18 protein-coding genes are annotated in these 16,637 nt (G+C 59.8%); 10 read left to right on the top strand and 8 right to left on the bottom strand.

The window, feature by feature from the left end:
- Positions 1–65 precede the first annotated feature (65 nt).
- The 6 genes from clpA to N2597_RS08315 all read right to left on the bottom strand — a co-directional run bounded on the left by clpA (position 66) and on the right by N2597_RS08315 (position 5,928).
- Positions 66–2,555, bottom strand: coding sequence for an ATP-dependent Clp protease ATP-binding subunit ClpA (gene clpA, locus N2597_RS08340; RefSeq protein WP_038688631.1), 2,490 nt, complete (start codon positions 2,553–2,555; stop codon positions 66–68).
- Positions 2,556–2,565: 10 nt separating this feature from the next.
- Positions 2,566–2,919: an ATP-dependent Clp protease adapter ClpS gene (clpS, locus tag N2597_RS08335; RefSeq protein WP_008526939.1), complete on the bottom strand. Its 354-nt coding sequence runs from the start codon at positions 2,917–2,919 to the stop codon at positions 2,566–2,568.
- A 276-nt stretch (positions 2,920–3,195) separates the two neighbouring features.
- Complete coding sequence (locus N2597_RS08330; protein ID WP_183596425.1) at positions 3,196–3,567, bottom strand: phasin family protein; 372 nt, start codon at positions 3,565–3,567, stop codon at positions 3,196–3,198.
- 272 nt (positions 3,568–3,839) lie between these two features.
- On the bottom strand, positions 3,840–4,043 hold the full coding sequence (locus N2597_RS08325; protein WP_010021897.1) for a DUF3126 family protein: 204 nt from the start codon (positions 4,041–4,043) through the stop codon (positions 3,840–3,842).
- A 137-nt stretch (positions 4,044–4,180) separates the two neighbouring features.
- Positions 4,181–5,014 (bottom strand): serine O-acetyltransferase, encoded by an 834-nt coding sequence (gene cysE / locus N2597_RS08320; RefSeq protein ID WP_096770995.1) that lies wholly within the window; start codon positions 5,012–5,014, stop codon positions 4,181–4,183.
- A 128-nt stretch (positions 5,015–5,142) separates the two neighbouring features.
- The gene (locus N2597_RS08315) at positions 5,143–5,928 is read right to left on the bottom strand and encodes an alpha/beta fold hydrolase (protein WP_183596427.1); all 786 of its coding nucleotides are present in this window, start codon (positions 5,926–5,928) and stop codon (positions 5,143–5,145) included.
- Positions 5,929–6,086: 158 nt separating this feature from the next.
- Here N2597_RS08315 and N2597_RS08310 point away from each other — a divergent pair, with 158 nt between their 5' ends.
- Both N2597_RS08310 and N2597_RS08305 read left to right on the top strand, forming a co-directional pair.
- Positions 6,087–6,332, top strand: a complete 246-nt coding sequence (locus N2597_RS08310; protein WP_010024961.1) for a zinc-finger domain-containing protein — start codon at positions 6,087–6,089, stop codon at positions 6,330–6,332.
- A 28-nt stretch (positions 6,333–6,360) separates the two neighbouring features.
- Complete coding sequence (locus N2597_RS08305) at positions 6,361–7,506, top strand: FAD-dependent monooxygenase (RefSeq protein ID WP_183596429.1); 1,146 nt, start codon at positions 6,361–6,363, stop codon at positions 7,504–7,506.
- Between the two features lie 35 nt (positions 7,507–7,541).
- On the opposite strand, the gene N2597_RS08300 is transcribed toward N2597_RS08305, so the two are convergent.
- On the bottom strand, positions 7,542–8,732 hold the full coding sequence (locus tag N2597_RS08300; RefSeq protein ID WP_183596431.1) for a cystathionine beta-lyase: 1,191 nt from the start codon (positions 8,730–8,732) through the stop codon (positions 7,542–7,544).
- Positions 8,733–9,086: 354 nt separating this feature from the next.
- On the opposite strand from N2597_RS08300, the gene N2597_RS08295 reads away from it, so the two are divergent.
- From N2597_RS08295 to N2597_RS08280, 4 genes are all read left to right on the top strand, one after another.
- Entirely contained in the window at positions 9,087–10,112 is a 1,026-nt protein-coding gene (locus tag N2597_RS08295; protein WP_077993886.1) for an amino acid ABC transporter substrate-binding protein, read from the top strand.
- Positions 10,113–10,208: 96 nt separating this feature from the next.
- Entirely contained in the window at positions 10,209–11,411 is a 1,203-nt protein-coding gene (locus tag N2597_RS08290; protein ID WP_077993889.1) for an amino acid ABC transporter permease, read from the top strand.
- A 1-nt stretch (position 11,412) separates the two neighbouring features.
- A complete protein-coding gene (locus tag N2597_RS08285; protein WP_077993892.1) occupies positions 11,413–12,558 on the top strand; it encodes an amino acid ABC transporter permease in 1,146 nt (381 codons plus the stop codon).
- 18 nt (positions 12,559–12,576) lie between these two features.
- Positions 12,577–13,350: an amino acid ABC transporter ATP-binding protein gene (locus N2597_RS08280; protein ID WP_038688615.1), complete on the top strand. Its 774-nt coding sequence runs from the start codon at positions 12,577–12,579 to the stop codon at positions 13,348–13,350.
- 60 nt (positions 13,351–13,410) lie between these two features.
- Here the strand turns inward: N2597_RS08280 and N2597_RS08275 are convergent, their stop codons facing one another.
- A complete protein-coding gene (locus N2597_RS08275; RefSeq protein ID WP_183596433.1) occupies positions 13,411–14,064 on the bottom strand; it encodes a hypothetical protein in 654 nt (217 codons plus the stop codon).
- A gap of 507 nt (positions 14,065–14,571) precedes the next feature.
- Here N2597_RS08275 and N2597_RS08270 point away from each other — a divergent pair.
- From N2597_RS08270 to N2597_RS08255, 4 genes are all read left to right on the top strand, one after another.
- Entirely contained in the window at positions 14,572–14,994 is a 423-nt protein-coding gene (locus N2597_RS08270; protein ID WP_038688611.1) for a DUF3597 domain-containing protein, read from the top strand.
- Between the two features lie 201 nt (positions 14,995–15,195).
- The gene (locus N2597_RS08265; protein ID WP_009990942.1) at positions 15,196–15,507 is read left to right on the top strand and encodes a hypothetical protein; all 312 of its coding nucleotides are present in this window, start codon (positions 15,196–15,198) and stop codon (positions 15,505–15,507) included.
- 185 nt (positions 15,508–15,692) lie between these two features.
- A complete protein-coding gene (locus N2597_RS08260) occupies positions 15,693–16,025 on the top strand; it encodes a hypothetical protein (protein WP_077993898.1) in 333 nt (110 codons plus the stop codon).
- 174 nt (positions 16,026–16,199) lie between these two features.
- Positions 16,200–16,577 (top strand): immunity 50 family protein, encoded by a 378-nt coding sequence (locus N2597_RS08255; protein WP_225881363.1) that lies wholly within the window; start codon positions 16,200–16,202, stop codon positions 16,575–16,577.
- The last annotated feature ends 60 nt before the right edge of the window (positions 16,578–16,637 follow it).

The raw sequence follows: 16,637 nt of genomic DNA, 5'->3' as shown, positions 1-16,637 counted from the left end.
AACACAAAGCGGAAAATCAAAAAGGCCGCGGATGACGCGGCCTTTTCCAATTCAGTGGCAAGATCTCACTTCTTGCGGGGAACCTTGGGGACCGTGCTTCCCTTCTTCGGGGCGTCGCGGACTTCAGGCTCTGCCTGCGGGACCGTCTTGGCGCGGGTCTTGCGGGCCGTCTTCGTCTTCAGCTCGCCGTCGCCCTCGTCATCGGCTTCGGGATGCACGACTTCGGCTTCCGGCTTCGGCTTGATCGGCGCCGTATCCGGTATGGCTTCCAGCACGATGCCCGGCTTGCCGTCTTCCTTGGGACCGACGGTGACGTTGACGACGCCGCCCTTCTTCAGCTTGCCGAAGAGGATTTCGTTGGCAAGCGGCTTCTTGATGGTGTCCTGGATGACGCGGGCAAGCGGGCGGGCGCCCATCTTCTCGTCGTAACCCTTTTCCGCCAGCCAGGCGATCGCGTCCTCATGCAGGTCGAAGGTGACGTTCCGTTCGGAAAGCTGGGCCTCCAGCTGCATGATGAACTTCTGTACGACCTTGTGAATGACAGCCGTCGGCAGCGCCGCGAAGGGAATGATCGCGTCGAGACGGTTGCGGAACTCCGGCGTGAACAGACGGGTCAGCGCCTCCTCGTCCTCGCCGGTGCGCTTGGACGAGCCGAAGCCGATCGCAGCCTTGGCCATTTCGGACGCGCCCGCATTGGTCGTCATGATCAGGATGACGTTGCGGAAGTCGATCTTCTTGCCGTTATGGTCGGTCAGCGTGCCATGGTCCATGACCTGCAGCAGGATGTTGTAGATGTCAGGATGCGCCTTTTCGATTTCGTCGAGCAGGACCACGCAATGCGGATGCTGGTCGACGCCATCTGTGAGAAGACCGCCCTGATCGAAACCGACATAGCCGGGGGGTGCACCGAGCAGACGCGAGACCGTATGCCGCTCCATATATTCCGACATGTCGAAGCGCAGAAGCTCGACGCCGAGCGACGACGCCAGCTGCTTTGCGACCTCGGTCTTGCCGACGCCGGTCGGACCGGAGAAAACATAGGAGCCGATCGGCTTGTTCGGCTCGCGAAGGCCGGCACGCGCCAGCTTGATCGAGGTCGAAAGGGCTTCGATGGCGATATCCTGGCCGTAGACGACCGAGCGCAGTTCCTGCTCGAGATTGGCGAGCACCGCTTCGTCATCCTTGGAGACGGTCTTCGGCGGAATGCGCGCCATCGTAGCGATCGTTGCCTCGATTTCCTTTTCGGTGATCAGCTTGCGGCGCTTCGACGGCGGCAGCAGCATCTGGGCCGCACCGGTTTCGTCGATCACGTCGATCGCCTTGTCCGGCAGCTTGCGGTCGGAGATGTAGCGGGCCGAGAGTTCGACGGCCGATTTGATGGCGTCGTTCGAATAACGCAGGTGGTGATACTCTTCGAAATAGGGCTTCAGGCCCTTCATGATCTCGATCGCATCGTTGATCGACGGCTCGCTGACGTCGATCTTCTGGAAACGACGCACCAGCGCCCGGTCCTTCTCGAAGAACTGGCGATATTCCTTGTAGGTGGTCGACCCGATGCAGCGAATCGCGCCGGATGACAGTGCCGGCTTCAGCAGGTTCGATGCATCCATCGCCCCGCCCGAGGTGGCGCCGGCGCCGATCACCGTATGGATCTCGTCGATGAACAGCACCGCACCCGGATATTCCTCCAGCTCCTTGACGACCTGCTTCAGGCGCTCCTCGAAATCGCCGCGGTAGCGCGTGCCGGCAAGCAGCGTGCCCATGTCGAGCGAGAAGATCGTCGCATCGGCAAGCGCCTCGGGAACCTTGCCCTCGACGATGCGCTTGGCGAGGCCCTCGGCGATCGCCGTCTTGCCGACGCCGGGATCACCGACATAGAGCGGATTGTTCTTCGAACGGCGGCACAGGATCTGGATGGTACGGCTCACCTCGGCGTGACGGCCGATCAGCGGATCGATCTTGCCGCCCTTGGCCTTCTCGTTGAGGTTGACGCAATAGGCTTTCAGCGCATCCTGCTGCTTCTTGGGGCCGCCCTCTTCCTCGCCGCCGCGTGCCGTCGGCTTGCTCTCGGCTTCCTCTTCGGCGCCGCGCGGAGGGCGGGCCTCGGAGGCGCCCGGCCGCTTGCCAATGCCGTGAGAGATGTAGTTGACGGCGTCGTAACGGGTCATTTCCTGCTCCTGCAGGAAATAGGCGGCATGGCTTTCGCGCTCGGCGAAAATCGCGACGAGCACGTTGGCGCCGGTGACTTCCTCGCGCCCGGAAGACTGCACATGGATGACGGCGCGCTGGATGACGCGCTGGAAGCCGGAGGTCGGCTTCGAATCCTCGTCATATCCGGTGATCAGATTGGAAAGTTCATTATCGACATATTCGACGAGCGTCTTGCGCAACGCGTCGAGATCGACATTGCAGGCACCCATGACCGCGGCCGCATCGGCATCGTCGATCAGGGCGAGCAGCAGATGCTCGAGCGTCGCATATTCGTGATGCCGCTCGTTGGCAAAGGTCAGTGCCTGATGGAGCGCCTTCTCTAAACTAGGCGAAAATGTTGGCACGTTCAGATCCTCACTTCTTTTCCATGACGCATTGCAGCGGATGCTGGTGCTGCCGGGCGAAGTCCATCACCTGGCTGACCTTCGTTTCCGCTACCTCGTATGTGAATATTCCGCATTCGCCGACGCCGTGATTGTGGACATGGAGCATGATGCGGGTGGCACTTTCACGATCCTTCTGAAAAAACCGTTCCAGAATATGAATGACGAATTCCATGGGCGTGTAATCGTCATTCAGAAGCAGCACGCGATAGAGGTTGGGTTTCTTGGTCTTCGGCTTGGTGCGCGTGATGACCGAGGTTCCGCGATTTCCGTTGTCCCCGTTCCTTTCGCTGTCGTTTTGCATCCGGATCGGCTTTGCGATCATTGTCATTCATTCCTCAATCAATCCGGCGGAGCATGGGAGGGTGCTTTTCCCGCCGAATATCTGAAACACTAACTTAGTTCATAATAGGCCGATTTTAAGCCCCCTGTCAGACACTGCAATCAAGAAATGCCGGCATGCACGGGAAAGACCAAAAAAGTCCCCGGGCCGATCCAAGCCGACGCTGTGGCGAAAGTGGAAACAAAAAAGACCGGCTACAGATGCGCAGCCGGCCCCGGTATTTCAATATGTCGCGCAGGTTGCGCCGTCGCAATCAACTCATGCGGCGGCAGGCGTTGCCGCCGGCGCCTGCCTGCCCGTCTTGGCGACGGCAGCGGCGATCGGAGCCTCGTAAGGCTTGTAGGCGGACTTGGCGAGATCGGCGTACATTTCGCCGAGCTTGGTGGCCTCGGAAACGAAGCTCTCATAGCTGGACTTGATGTAGCTGGTCTGCAGTTCGAACACGGCCTCGAAGCTCTTGGCCCCGGCCAGCGTTTCGAAATGCGTCACTGCATCCTGGAAGGACTTCTTCGAATAATCAGCAGCTTCGGCGGCGATTGCCTGAAAGCCCCTCGCCGTTTCGGAATAGGTTCTCAGCGCCGTATCGACGGCTTCCTTGCTCTTCCTGTTTGCATCATCAAAGTTGAACATGACCGTCCTCCGTTGGGCTGTGGATGGCGGCAGGGTAACTGCGACGCACAAATAGTCAAGTAGTCTTGTGCAATGCAAAACAACCCTGAGGTTGCATGACAGTAATAAAACAAAGGCCGCGCGCCGGGGCACGTACGTCTTTAACTGATTTTGCTAATATATATCAAATGCCCACAACCCAAGATTTTAAAAAAAAATTTTTTTGACAAGCCAAAAAACGAAAAAACCGGGCGGATCGCGCCGCCCGGTCCTCTTGAAACGTCTGCGCGCGATCAAAGATCGACGTCGAGGATCGCCATCGAAAAGTTGTAGGAGCGGTCGCCGTCCTCGTCATCGATATAGACGACGCCCAGAAACTCTTCACCGAGATAGACTTCCGCGGAATCATTCTTGCGCGGACGCGCCTTGACGATGATCTGCGGGTTGAACATGCGCTTGAAATAGGCGTCGAGCTTCTTGATTTCTTCAGGCTTCACTCTGTCATCTCCGTAAGCGGTCTTGATTGGCCGCTTCTCGCACAGGAAAAGCAGCGGTGTAAAGGCGGGCTGCTGCTTGCGCAGTGGCTGTCCCCGCTCGGCTCCTGCCGGTTTTCCTATCTTTTTCCAACAGGCGCTCAGATATCGGCGCCGATCACCTGGTCCATGTTGCGCGACGGTTCGGAACAACCGGCCTCGCCGACGACCTTGGCCGGCACGCCGGCTACCGTCTTCTTCGGCGGCACTGCCTTGAGCACGACGGAGCCGGCGGCAACGCGCGAGCAGAAGCCGATTTCGATGTTGCCGAGGATCTTCGCGCCGGCGCCGATCATCACGCCGCTGCCAATCTTCGGATGGCGGTCGGCGCCCTCCTTGCCGGTGCCGCCGAGCGTGACGCCATGCAGGATCGAGACATTGTCGCCAACAACCGCCGTTTCGCCAATTACGAGGCCGGTGGCATGATCGAGGAAGATGCCCTTGCCGATACGGGCGGCCGGATTGATGTCGGTCTGGAACACGCTGGAGGAGCGGCTTTGCAGATAGAGGGCGAAGTCACGCCTGCCGCGGTTCAGCAGCCAATGGGCCAGACGATGCGTCTGCAGCGCATGGAAACCCTTGAAATAGAGCACGGCCTCCATAAAGCGGAGGCAAGCGGGATCGCGGTCATAGACCGCCTGGATATCGACTCGCAGGATCGAGCTCCATTCCGGCCAATCGGAGAGCATTTCCTCGAAGGTCTGGCGCAGGAGGATCGCCTGCATGTCGGGGTGATCGAGGCGTTCGCAAATGCGGTGAATGACGCATTCCTCGAGCGAACGGTGATTGATCACCGTCGAATAGAGAAAGGCGGCGAGAACCGGATCCGTTTCGGCGGCGGCGCGGGCTTCCTCGCGCAGGCTGTCCCAGATGGGATCCATCACTTTCAGCGGATGGCCTGTCTCAAAAGCACGAATGTCTGTCTTGGCGACCATCGCCACTCTCCTCGGTACCTAACAGGAATGCCGTTTTCGCAATGCCAGTATATAGTGGAAAACGCCAATAACATAAATGGGTGCCGTCACCATGGTTTTTAGCACGGTTTTTCGGCATCACGATGATGTCAGCGCCCGGCCACCCTTGCGTAGAAGGCGAGCACCGCCTGCTTGAAAACCTTGTCGCCGACGGCGAGCATATGATCGCGGCCGGGAATATCGAGCGCCTCGGCCTCGGGCATCAGTGCGGCCAGCTGCTGCGGCGAGCCGGCGATATCATCCCTGGTGCCGACGCCGATCAGCGCCGGCATATCGAGTTTGGCCATATCCGAGCGAGCGACGAGATCGCGCGAGCCGCGAATGCAGGCGGCGAGCGCGGTGCGGTCGCTCTTTGTCTGTTCGGCAAAGGCGCGGAACATGCGGCCGCGCTCATGCGTCACGACGTCCAGCGACGGAGCCAGCAGCGCATCGGCAATCGGGTCCCAGTCGCCGACGCCGTCGGTCATGCCGATGCCAAGGCCGCCGAGCACCAGCGAGCGGACGCGATGCGGATTGGCAAGTGCGGCAAAGACGGAAATGCGCGCGCCCATGGAATAGCCCAGGACATTGGCTTCGGCGATGCCGAGATGGTCGAGCAGCGCAATTGCGTCACCGGCCATCACCCACGGACGATAGGCTTCAGCGTCATGCGGCTTGTCGCTTGCGCCATGACCGCGATTGTCGATGGCGATCACCCGGTAGCCGGCATCGCCGAGCGTCTTCAGCCAGGCTGGATGCACCCAGTTGACGTTTGCCGTCGAGGCAAAGCCGTGAATCAACAGGACAGGCACACCGGAGGGATCGCCTTCGTCGAAAAAGGCGAGCCGCAATCCGTCATGAGTGAAGCTTGAAAATGCGGGCGTGTTCAGGTTCATCGGGTCTTCCTTTTTGGCGCGACCATAATTGAGCCGCCTGCCAGCGTGAAGCCAAAAACCGTAGCTGAAAACTGTGCTTGCCGCGGCGCTTTGGCTCTACACATTTGCGGCGAAGGCTTATAAGGTCCGCGCACCTTGCAAAGCATTCGGAGAGCGATATGGCCGGCCACAACATTCCTCACTTCCAGAACGACGGCGGTCATCGCGTCATCGAAGTCGGCGTCAAGGAATTCATGTGCACGGGCGCTTCGGTTCCCTTCGATCACCCGCACATCTTCATCGACATGGGCGACGACAACGAGAAGGTCTGCTCCTACTGTTCGACGCTCTATCGCTTCAATTCCTCCCTCAAGCCCAGCCAGACCAATCCGGCCGGCTGCGTTTTCCATGTGAAGGCGGCGTAGCCCGACTAGAAGCCGGAACGGACTGGCAATGCCCGTCGAACATGCCGTCATCATCGGCGCCGGAATTGCCGGGCTGACCGCTGCGCTGTCGCTTTCGCGCCGGGGCATCAGCTCGGAGATTTTCGAGCAGGCGGACGAACTCACCGAAATCGGCGCCGGATTGCAGCTTTCGCCGAATGCCTCGCGTATTCTTGGTGACCTCGACATCCTCAACGTACTTTCCAAGATCTGGCTCGAACCAGAGAGCATCCGACTGATTTCGGGCAGTTCGCTGCGCCAGCTTGCGGCAGTGCCGGCAGGCAAATTCGCGCGGCAGCGCTGGGGCGCGCCCTATGGCGTCCTGCACCGCACCACTTTGCAGAAAGCGCTGCTCGCCGCGGTCGAAGCCGATCCGCTCTGCCGGCTTCGTCTCGGCATGCGCATGGAAGCGGGTCCGCCTTCCGAGCGGCCGGCCGATGTCGTGATCGGGGCCGACGGCGTCTGGTCGAAGCTGCGGCAATCTATTGCGGGCGGCCCCTCGCCACGTTTTTCCGGCAATATCGCCTACCGCTTCACCATTGCCGAGGATGAAGCCCCCGGCTTCCTCGATCGGACAAGCGTTTCCGCTTTCCTCGGCGGGTCGGCGCATCTGGTCAGCTATCCGCTAAAAGAGACCGGCAGCTTCAACATGGTGGCAATCACTGCCGGCAACATTGCGCCCCAGACCTGGCAAAGCGAGCCGACGACAGAGCAACGCGCACAGCTGCGAGCGCGTCTCGCCGGCTGGAACGCGGCCATCGTCTCGCTGCTCGAAAGGCAGCGGAAGCTGACCTTCTGGCCGCTGTTCGAAACGACGTCAGGCGCGTGGCAGGACGGCAGGGCGGTTCTGATCGGCGACGCCGCTCACGCGATGATGCCCTTTGCCGCCCAGGGAGCGGCGATGGCAATCGAAGATGCCTACGAACTTGCCGCGTTTCTGTCGGATAGTCCCGTGACCGAAGCGCTGGCGCATTTCGAAAGGCATCGCGCGCCGCGCATCGCCAAGCTTCGCCAGCGCGGCGCCTTCAACCGGTTTGCCTATCATGCGAGAGGGCCGATCCGCATCGGCCGCGACCTCGTGCTCGGGCTGAAGCCGCCGCAAAGCCTGGCGGCGGATCTCGACTGGATCTACGGCTATCGCGCCATGCGGCCATAGAGCGCCGCAACCGACGGAGGCGCCCACGCCTGCCCTCAGACGGCGCTTGCCGCGGCAAACCCGCGTTCGATATCGGCCTTGAGGTCAGCCACGTCTTCGATGCCGATCTGCAGGCGGATGACCGCACCGTCGGTCGGGGCCTTGGCGACCCTGCGGTCGTTGAGATAGGCGTGCAGAGCGAGGCTTTCGAAACCGCCCCAGGAATAGCCGAGGCCGAAGATCCGCAGCGCATCGAGGAAGGCATGCGCCTTTGCCCTGGACTGCTCGGGACCATTGGCGGCAAGCACGAAGGAAAAGATGCCGCTGGCCCCCTTGAAATCGCGCTTCCAGAGATGATGGGAGGGGAAGCTCGGCAGCGCCGGGTGCAGCACGCGGGCAACATCGTCCCTGCCCTCCAGCCATTCGGCGATCGCAAGCGCACTTTCAAAATGGCGCTCGAGGCGCAGGCCCATAGTGCGCAATCCGCGCAGGATCTGATAGGCATCATCGGGCGCGCCGCAGATGCCGAGGGCGCCGTTCGCCTCCTTCAGCCGCTCCCAATGCTCGGCATTGGCCGACACCGTCCCGAGCAGAATGTCGGAATGGCCGGACGGATATTTCGTCGCCGCGTGGATGGAGATGTCGACGCCATGATCGAGCGGCCGGAAATAAAGCGGCGTCGCCCAGGTATTGTCCATCATGACGACGGCGCCGTGGCGGTGGGCAACCGCCGAGATCGCCGGAATATCCTGCATCTCGAAGGTGTTGGAGCCGGGAGCCTCGGTGTGCACGATCTTCGTGTTCGGCCGGAAAAGCGCCTCTATGCCGCCGCCGATCGACGGGTCGTAATATTCCACCTCAACGCCGAGGCGCTTCAGCATCGTGTCGCAGAAATGTCGGGTCGGACCGTAAACCGAATCGACGACGAGAGCATGGTCGCCGGCGGCGGCGAAACCCAGGAACGGAATGGTGACGGCCGCAAGCCCCGAGGGAACGAGGATGGTGCCGGCCGAACCTTCGAGCGCGTCGATCGCCTCGCAGAGCGCATCCGTGGTCGGCGTGCCGCGGGTCCCGTAGGTGTATTTCTGCGAACGCGTCTCCATCGTCCGGGCATTCGGAAACAGCACCGTCGAGGCATGCACGACTGGCGGATTGACGAAACCGTGATAGTCGAAGGGATCGTTGCCGATATGGCTCAAGCGGGTGTTGATACCGGCATTCTGCAGCAAGCTGTCTTTGTCTTTCATGGTCGGGAATAGCCTTTGGCGAAGAACGCGAAAACGAGACTTTTGGACACCTCGCCGCCTCCGGTCAACCCCTTGGGACCTTGGGGTAGATCCCATCGAAAAGTATGATTTTCGCGTTATTTTTCCGCAATTGGACGCCCATTTCCTGGCCAACCGCCCATGAATGCGGCGCAATTGACCAAATTTCTGAATTTTGCCGCAATTATCGATGGCGACACTTGACCATGGTGACATTTGCGACTGTGATAGACCCACTCGCGCCGGGAGGGTGTCGAGACGATTGGGGAGGCCGACGCAACGTTCGGGCGCACTCCCCACAAGATAAAGATAAGACAACGGAAAAAGGTTGGGAAAATGAAGAATAAGCTCCTGTCCGCCGCCATCGGCGCAGCGGTTTTGGCACTTGGCGCATCGGCAGCCTCGGCCACCACTCTCGGTGACGTCAAGGCGAAGGGTTTCGTACAATGCGGCGTCAATACCGGCCTGGCCGGCTTTGCTGCACCCGACGCTTCCGGCAATTGGGCCGGCTTCGACGTCGATTTCTGCAAGGCCGTCGCTTCAGCCGTCTTCGGCGACCCCACGAAGGTGAAGTTCACCCCGCTCAGCGCCGCCAACCGTTTCCCGGCGCTTCAATCCGGCGAAGTCGATGTTCTGGCTCGCAACACGACCTGGTCGATCAACCGCGACACCGCTCTCGGCCTGAACTTCCGTTTCGTTAACTATTATGACGGCCAAGGCTTCATGGTCCGCAAGAGCCTGAACGTGAAGTCGGCGCTCGAACTCTCCGGCGCATCCGTCTGCGTCCAGTCGGGCACCACCACCGAGCTCAACCTCGCCGACTACTTCAAGGCAAACAACCTTCAGTACAATCCGGTTGTTTTCGAAAAGCTGGATGAGGTCAACGCCGCCTATGACGCCGGCCGCTGCGACGTCTACACGACCGACCAGTCCGGTCTCTATTCGCTGCGCCTGACGCTGAAGAACCCCGACGAGCACGCGATCCTTCCGGAAATCATTTCCAAGGAGCCGCTGGCGCCGGCTGTTCGCCAGGGTGACGACCAGTGGTTCGACATCGTCAGCTGGGTTGGCTACGCCATGATCAATGCTGAAGAGTTCGGCATCACTCAGGCCAATGTCGACGACATGAAAAATTCGCCGAACCCTGACATCAAGCGCTTCCTCGGCGTGGAAGCAGACACCAAGATCGGCACCGATCTCGGGCTGACCAATGAGTGGGCCTACAACATCGTCAAGAACGTCGGCAATTACGGCGAAGTCTTCGAGCGCAATATCGGCCAGGGCAGCCAGTTGAAGATCGATCGCGGCCTCAACGCCCTGTGGAGCAAGGGCGGCATCCAGTACGCCCCGCCGGTTCGCTGAGGGGTATCACGCAGGAAAGCCGGAAAGGCGGGCGACCGCCTTTCCTCCTCCAATAAAAAAGCTCCGAAAAGGAGCGTAATGGGGAATTGGCCAGGCATGACGCATCAGGCTGTGGATTCGACACATTTACCCAAGAGCGGCTGGAGCTTCCAGACTGCCCTCTACGACCCGAGAATTCGGGGCATTTTCTTCCAGATTCTCACCATCGTATTGCTGGTGGCCTTCGTCTGGTGGGTTGCACATAACACTGCCGTCAATCTGGCGCGCGCCAACATCGCATCGGGATTCGGCTTTCTGAATGGCCGCGCCGGCTTCGAGGTCGGTCAGTCGCTGATCGCCTATTCAAGCGATTCGACCTACGGCCGCGCGCTGCTCGTCGGCCTTCTGAACACGCTGCTAATCGCGGTGACCGGCATCATCACCGCCACCATCATCGGCTTCATCATCGGCATCGGCCGTTTGTCGCGGAACTGGCTGATTGCCAAGCTGTGTACGGTCTACGTGGAAGTTTTCCGCAATATTCCGCCGCTGCTGGTGATCTTCTTCTGGTATTCGGGCGTTCTGGCGGTTCTGCCGAATGCGCGCGAATCGCTGCATCTGCCGCTCGGATCCTATCTGAACAATCGCGGCCTTGCCTTCCCCAAGCCGATTTTCGGTGAGGGTTTCTGGCTCGTCGGCGTCTCCTTCGTCATCGCGATCATCGCCGTCATCGCGACGGCCCGATGGGCGCATCGCCGGCAGGCGGCCACTGGTCAGCCGTTCCACACGATCTGGGCTTCGATCGGCCTGCTGATCGGCCTGCCGCTCATCGCCTTCCTGATCGCAGGCGCGCCGCTTTCCTTCGATTATCCGATCGTGGGTAAATTCAACCTCACCGGCGGCTCCGTCGTCGGGCCTGAGTTCATGTCGCTCTTCCTGGCGCTTTCCTTCTACACCGCAGCCTTCATCGCCGAGATCGTGCGCGCGGGCATTCGCGGCGTGGCGAAGGGACAAACGGAGGCGGCAGGTGCACTTGGGCTTCATCCCTCGTCGATCACCCGGCTGGTCGTCATTCCGCAGGCGTTCCGCATCATCATTCCGCCGCTGAGCAGCCAATATCTCAATCTGACCAAGAACTCATCGCTGGCGATCGCCATCGGTTTCGCCGATCTCGTCGCCGTCGGCAGCACAACGCTGAACCAGACCGGTCAGGCCGTCGAGGTGATTCTCATCTGGATGGTCATTTACCTCGCGCTCAGTATCGTGACTTCGCTGTTCATGAACTGGTTCAATGCCAAGATGGCGCTAGTGGAGAGGTAAGATGAGCAACAGTTTCGTCAGAACCGCCATACTCGCGCCGGAGCCGCCTCCACCGGGAGAAAGGGGCGCGGTCGCCTGGATTCGCCGCAACCTGCTTGCCACGCCGAAAGACATCGTTCTTACCATCGTGGCGCTAGTCTTTATCTCCTGGGCGATGCTCCACGCGATCGACTGGCTCTTCGTACAGGCTGTCTGGAGTGGCCCAGACCGCACCTTCTGTGCCACTGCCGTACAGGGCGGCATCCAGCCGGATAGCTGGAACGGTGCGTGCTGGGCCTTCGTCAACGCCAAATTCGACCAATTCATTTTTGGTCGTTATCCGCTTGACGAGCGCTGGCGCCCGACGCTGGTCGGCATTCTTTTCGTGCTCCTGCTGGTGCCGATGCTCATCCCTTCGGCACCACGCAAGGGCCTCAACGCCATCCTGCTCTTCGGCGTGCTGCCGGTCATTTCCTTCTTTGTGCTTTATGGTGGATTTGGCCTGGAAATCGTCGAGACCCCGCTCTGGGGCGGCTTGCTGGTGACGCTGGTCCTCTCCTTCGTCGGCATCGCCGTCTCCTTCCCGCTCGGCATCATCCTGGCGCTCGGAAGGCGCTCGCAAATGCCGATCATCCGCACGGTCTGCATCGTCTTCATCGAGGTCGTCCGCGGCGTGCCGCTGATTACGGTCCTCTTCATGGCGAGCGTCATGCTGCCGCTTTTCCTGCCTGCCGGCTGGACGGTGGACAAGCTCTTGCGCGCGATCATCGGGGTATCGATCTTTGCCTCCGCCTATATGGCTGAGGTCATTCGCGGCGGTCTGCAGGCAATCCCTAAGGGGCAGTTCGAAGGAGCGGATTCGCTGGGGCTCGGCTACTGGCAGAAGATGCGGTTGGTCATCATGCCGCAGGCAATCAAGCTGGTGATCCCTGGCATCGTCAACACCTTTATCGGCATGTTCAAGGACACCTCGCTGGTTTCGATCATCAGCATGTTCGACCTTCTCGGCATCGTTCGCCTCAACTTCGTCGATCCGAACTGGGCGACCGCAGTAACGCCGCTGACGGGACTGATATTTGCCGGCTTCGCCTTCTGGCTCTTCTGCTTCGGCATGTCGCGCTATTCAGCATTCGTCGAACGTCACCTCGACACCGGCCACAAACGATAAGAATGAGGGAAAACAATCATGGCTGAAGCTCCAGCTAAAAAGCTCACCGTTTCCGCAACGGAAGTGGCGATCGAAATCATCAACATGAACAAGTGGTACGGCGATTTCCACGTGTTGCGCGACATCAACCTGAAGGTCATGCGCGGCGAGCGCATCGTCATCGCCGGCCCATCCGGCTCGGGTAAATCGACCATGATCCGCTGCATCAACCGCCTGGAAGAGCATCAGAAGGGCCAGATCATCGTCGATGGCACAGAGCTAACCAACGATCTGAAGAAGATCGATGAAGTCAGGCGCGAAGTCGGCATGGTGTTCCAGCACTTCAACCTCTTCCCGCACCTGACGATCCTCGAAAACTGCACGCTGGCGCCGATCTGGGTGCGCAAAATGCCGAAGAAGCAGGCGGAAGAGATCGCTATGCACTTCCTGAAGCGCGTCAAGATCCCGGAACAGGCTAATAAATATCCGGGACAGCTTTCCGGCGGCCAGCAGCAGCGCGTGGCGATCGCCCGGTCGCTCTGCATGAACCCGAAGATCATGCTGTTCGACGAGCCGACCTCGGCGCTCGATCCCGAAATGATCAAGGAAGTACTCGACACCATGGTGGGTCTTGCCGAGGAAGGCATGACCATGCTCTGCGTCACCCATGAAATGGGCTTTGCCCGCCAGGTCGCCAACCGCGTCATCTTCATGGATCAGGGCCAGATCGTCGAGCAGAATTCGCCCGCCGAGTTCTTCGACAATCCGCAGCACGAGCGCACCAAGCTGTTCCTCAGCCAGATTCTGCACTGAGCCAAGGCCGAAGCTTTCAAAGACCCGCCGCAGCCTTCCGGTTCGGCGGGCCTTTTACATTCAGCGGAAGGTTGCCGCCTGTAACAGGCTGCAGAGGCCGGCAAGACCGGAATCGGAGCCACCTGAAGCAGAGCCGCCCGGCGACGAGATATCAGCGCAGCGGACAAGCATCTTGCGCTGCTCACTGACCGGCCTTGCCCGGAAGTCGTCCAGGGTGCGAGCCTGGGCAGCGCTAAGCGTGCCGTCAGCCGCGGACCCGTTGCTGCCGTCTGCCCCCGCTCCTCTGCCGACCGCAAGAGCTTCGACGCCGCTACCGCGTCTGACGGAGGCGGTGGCGTTATCGAGCCTATCGGACCTCCCGATGCGCGCATTGAGATCGGCATTGGCGCCGCGGCCGCCGCCGAGCCTGGCATTGGCATTCGTGTCGAGACCATTGCCGCCGCCGCGACCGGCATTGATATCGGCATCGACGCCCCTGCCGCCGCCGAAATTGGCCGCCGCATCGGCATTGACACCACTCGAGCCGCCGAGTGACGCATTGGCATCGGCGCTGATGCCGCCGCCAAGCGAAGCCCCGACATCGGCGCTGGCGGCATTGCCTGCATTCACGGACACGCCGACATCAATCGCATGCGCATCGCCTGCGGGTATGGCAAACAGGACGCAGGTGGATGCAAGCGCTACGAGGGATAGTCTATGGTGCTTGTGGGTCATGTTTTCCTCTCCGTTGTCATTTGCCGGGCGAACTTGTCCGGCAGTTGAAAATCGAGGAACGCGCGTGCCGTCGATCGTCCGGACGCCTGCAAACCTACAGGGCGTCCACGGCAAGGCAACGTGAGGAGATGACAAATGTTTCACGACACTGCCCGGCAAGTCGGCTCTAGGGCGAGCAATGTTCTTTCAGGGTTATTGAAATACCAATTGCCGGCCAGACTGTGCCAAAAACAAACGTGTCCTGCAGCGAGTAGAACGCCGACCGATTATGTCCTTTTGGGTTGCATCAGGAAATCCCCGGGGTGAGCAAGAAAAGCTCAGTTGTCGACGGAATTGCCGCGATTGATCTATCGCAACGCTGTCGCGCAGATCGCCAATACCTTGTCCAGAACCGGACGTTCTGCCGCTGATCGATGCCGCCAAAAATAACTCCTCTTCCGCCTGGATATATCGGGCGAGAAATCCATGTTTCAGCATGTTCTCATCTAACCGAGTGGAGGTTCTGGAATGGGCATTTTCGACAAGATCAAACAGGCAATCTTTCGAGAAGCGAAAGCAGCCGAACCGGCCAGCGCGCCGAAGACACAGCCCGTTTCGCCGTCACCAGCACCCAGTCCGGCGCCTGCGGCCTCCCCCGCTCAGAGCAAGCCGGCCACCGCCCCGGCCACAGCCGCAGTGGATATCGTCCCTATCCTCGACGCGGCGGTAAAAAAGAGCGGCCAGAAACTCGATTGGCGTCACTCGATCGTCGACCTGATGAAAGCCGTCGGGATGGATGCGAGCCTGACCGAGCGCAAGGAGCTCGCCGCCGAGCTCGGCTATACCGGCGACAGCGGTGATTCCGCAAAAATGAATATGTGGCTGCACAAGGCGCTGATGAAGCGGCTTTCGGAAAATGGCGGCAAGGTGCCGGCCGATCTCCTGGATTGATCCATCAAAATGATGGATGACCACAGCCGCCACGCTGCGGCGGTGGTCATCCGGCCAGGCTAGAACAGGATGTCATCCGAAAACCGCTCACACTTTGGGCACCATGCGCCGGCAGTGCGCCCCCTCTTGCCCGCAGGCGTTGAAGCAAATAACCTCACGCTCGATTACTTCGAGGATCGATCAGGGGAGAATCTAAATCCAATGAGATTGATGGCAGTCGTTGGCGTTGCACTTAGCTTGGGCTGTATCTCGGCCGCAGAATCCCCTTCAAACTATCGATCCTACAGCGGTGTTCGGGTCGATACCGATCCCGTCCTCCTGGCTCGATACGACAAAGCCCTCGGCTGGTGCGTACCGGAGGCCGGTTCATCGCGACGCGGCTCGCCGGATTCGCAAAGCCTGCATTACAACGCAGCGCTCAGAAACTGCCTTTACAGACGCGGCTTCGTCGACCGTGGCGTCTATGCCTACCCCATTCCCAAGGTTTACTTCGATCATTTCCTGGATCGCTGAGAAGAGCTTCAGCGCGACGGCTGGGAACGCGATGAAATTCGGCCGTCGCTGCGGCAATCCACAATAAGCAATTGCTTCCAGCTCCGGTGAAAACCTTGTGATTTCGCGCGAGGTCTTTCCGGCGTCACACGAATCGAAATAAACATCGGACGCCGATCATTGGGTAATTAGGGAATAGAATAATAATGCGCGCTCGTACCACAACAGTATTAATTGCCATGGGACTTCTGACTGCCTGCGTGCCGACGCGCCAGGACTATGATGCATACGTCACATTGCTACAGGGCAGCTCAAGAGCAAGAAATGAAGCAACTAAAGATTGCGTGAGGGGCTTCGATGGAAAGTCCAGTCGCAACCTCGGCCTTTTGACAGACACATCGGACAAGGACGCTGTACGCGTTGGTTGCGATCGTTTTATTGCAGCGGTCGTTTCCGGTCGCGCCACCTATGACGACGTCGTTGATATCAAACGCCAACGGCCCACTCCCAAAATAATCAAAATTTTCCAAGGTCGCTAAACAAGATCGCGCGGCGGCTTGCAGCCTCAAGCTCAAGCCGTCGACAACTCGCTCCGGAGCGAAGCCGCCGCCCAGAAAGCGACGCACGCGGTGCATTCAGGGCCGATGGCCAACTCATCTGAGATTGCTATCGTGTGGCATGTGGCATCACCAATCTGACGCGTGAGATGAGAGATGACCTACGAGAAGATAGCAGGAGGCCCGGAACTGCTGGCATGGTTTCGCCAGAAGCCGACCTTTCATGACGCGGAAATTCTGAGTCTCTCACTCAATCGCACTGGGGTCAGCGAGTTGACGATTCATGGGTGGATCGCCACCGATGGTGTTGATCAAGATGGATACTGCATCCTTGACAAGCATGCAGTCGTCACTTTCGCCTTCGAAGATATTATGGACCTGCAGTTGGACGGCTTCAGCCACCAGAACGTGATCAATGGTCTCGTCCTCCGCTACGCAAGAGATCGCGGTCGAGCTGGCTACTACCGGAAGACATCGAAATCGAGCTCCGACCCTGTTACGGGCTGGATGGTTTCATCCGCGCGAAGAAAGTGACCGTGACGTTCCGTCCGGGTCGGCCTGCTGACGACAGACCAATTGCCGCAGCAGTCCCTT

Source organism: Rhizobium sophoriradicis (assembly GCF_025200795.1).
GTDB lineage: Bacteria > Pseudomonadota > Alphaproteobacteria > Rhizobiales > Rhizobiaceae > Rhizobium > Rhizobium sophoriradicis.
Note: the sequence above shows the minus strand (reverse complement) of the source record. Positions and strands in the feature narration are given on the sequence as shown.

Excerpts from the sequence above, each read along its gene's own strand:
- clpS (WP_008526939.1), bottom strand. The coding sequence starts at position 2,919 with ATGATCGCAAAGCCGATCCGGATGCAAAACGACAGCGAAAGGAACGGG.
- N2597_RS08330 (WP_183596425.1), bottom strand. The coding sequence starts at position 3,567 with ATGTTCAACTTTGATGATGCAAACAGGAAGAGCAAGGAAGCCGTCGAT.
- cysE (WP_096770995.1), bottom strand. The coding sequence starts at position 5,014 with ATGGTCGCCAAGACAGACATTCGTGCTTTTGAGACAGGCCATCCGCTG.
- N2597_RS08315 (WP_183596427.1), bottom strand. The coding sequence starts at position 5,928 with ATGAACCTGAACACGCCCGCATTTTCAAGCTTCACTCATGACGGATTG.
- N2597_RS08310 (WP_010024961.1), top strand. The coding sequence starts at position 6,087 with ATGGCCGGCCACAACATTCCTCACTTCCAGAACGACGGCGGTCATCGC.
- N2597_RS08305 (WP_183596429.1), top strand. The coding sequence starts at position 6,361 with ATGCCCGTCGAACATGCCGTCATCATCGGCGCCGGAATTGCCGGGCTG.
- N2597_RS08300 (WP_183596431.1), bottom strand. The coding sequence starts at position 8,732 with ATGAAAGACAAAGACAGCTTGCTGCAGAATGCCGGTATCAACACCCGC.
- N2597_RS08295 (WP_077993886.1), top strand. The coding sequence starts at position 9,087 with ATGAAGAATAAGCTCCTGTCCGCCGCCATCGGCGCAGCGGTTTTGGCA.
- N2597_RS08290 (WP_077993889.1), top strand. The coding sequence starts at position 10,209 with ATGACGCATCAGGCTGTGGATTCGACACATTTACCCAAGAGCGGCTGG.
- N2597_RS08285 (WP_077993892.1), top strand. The coding sequence starts at position 11,413 with ATGAGCAACAGTTTCGTCAGAACCGCCATACTCGCGCCGGAGCCGCCT.
- N2597_RS08280 (WP_038688615.1), top strand. The coding sequence starts at position 12,577 with ATGGCTGAAGCTCCAGCTAAAAAGCTCACCGTTTCCGCAACGGAAGTG.
- N2597_RS08275 (WP_183596433.1), bottom strand. The coding sequence starts at position 14,064 with ATGACCCACAAGCACCATAGACTATCCCTCGTAGCGCTTGCATCCACC.
- N2597_RS08270 (WP_038688611.1), top strand. The coding sequence starts at position 14,572 with ATGGGCATTTTCGACAAGATCAAACAGGCAATCTTTCGAGAAGCGAAA.
- N2597_RS08265 (WP_009990942.1), top strand. The coding sequence starts at position 15,196 with ATGAGATTGATGGCAGTCGTTGGCGTTGCACTTAGCTTGGGCTGTATC.
- N2597_RS08260 (WP_077993898.1), top strand. The coding sequence starts at position 15,693 with ATGCGCGCTCGTACCACAACAGTATTAATTGCCATGGGACTTCTGACT.
- N2597_RS08255 (WP_225881363.1), top strand. The coding sequence starts at position 16,200 with ATGACCTACGAGAAGATAGCAGGAGGCCCGGAACTGCTGGCATGGTTT.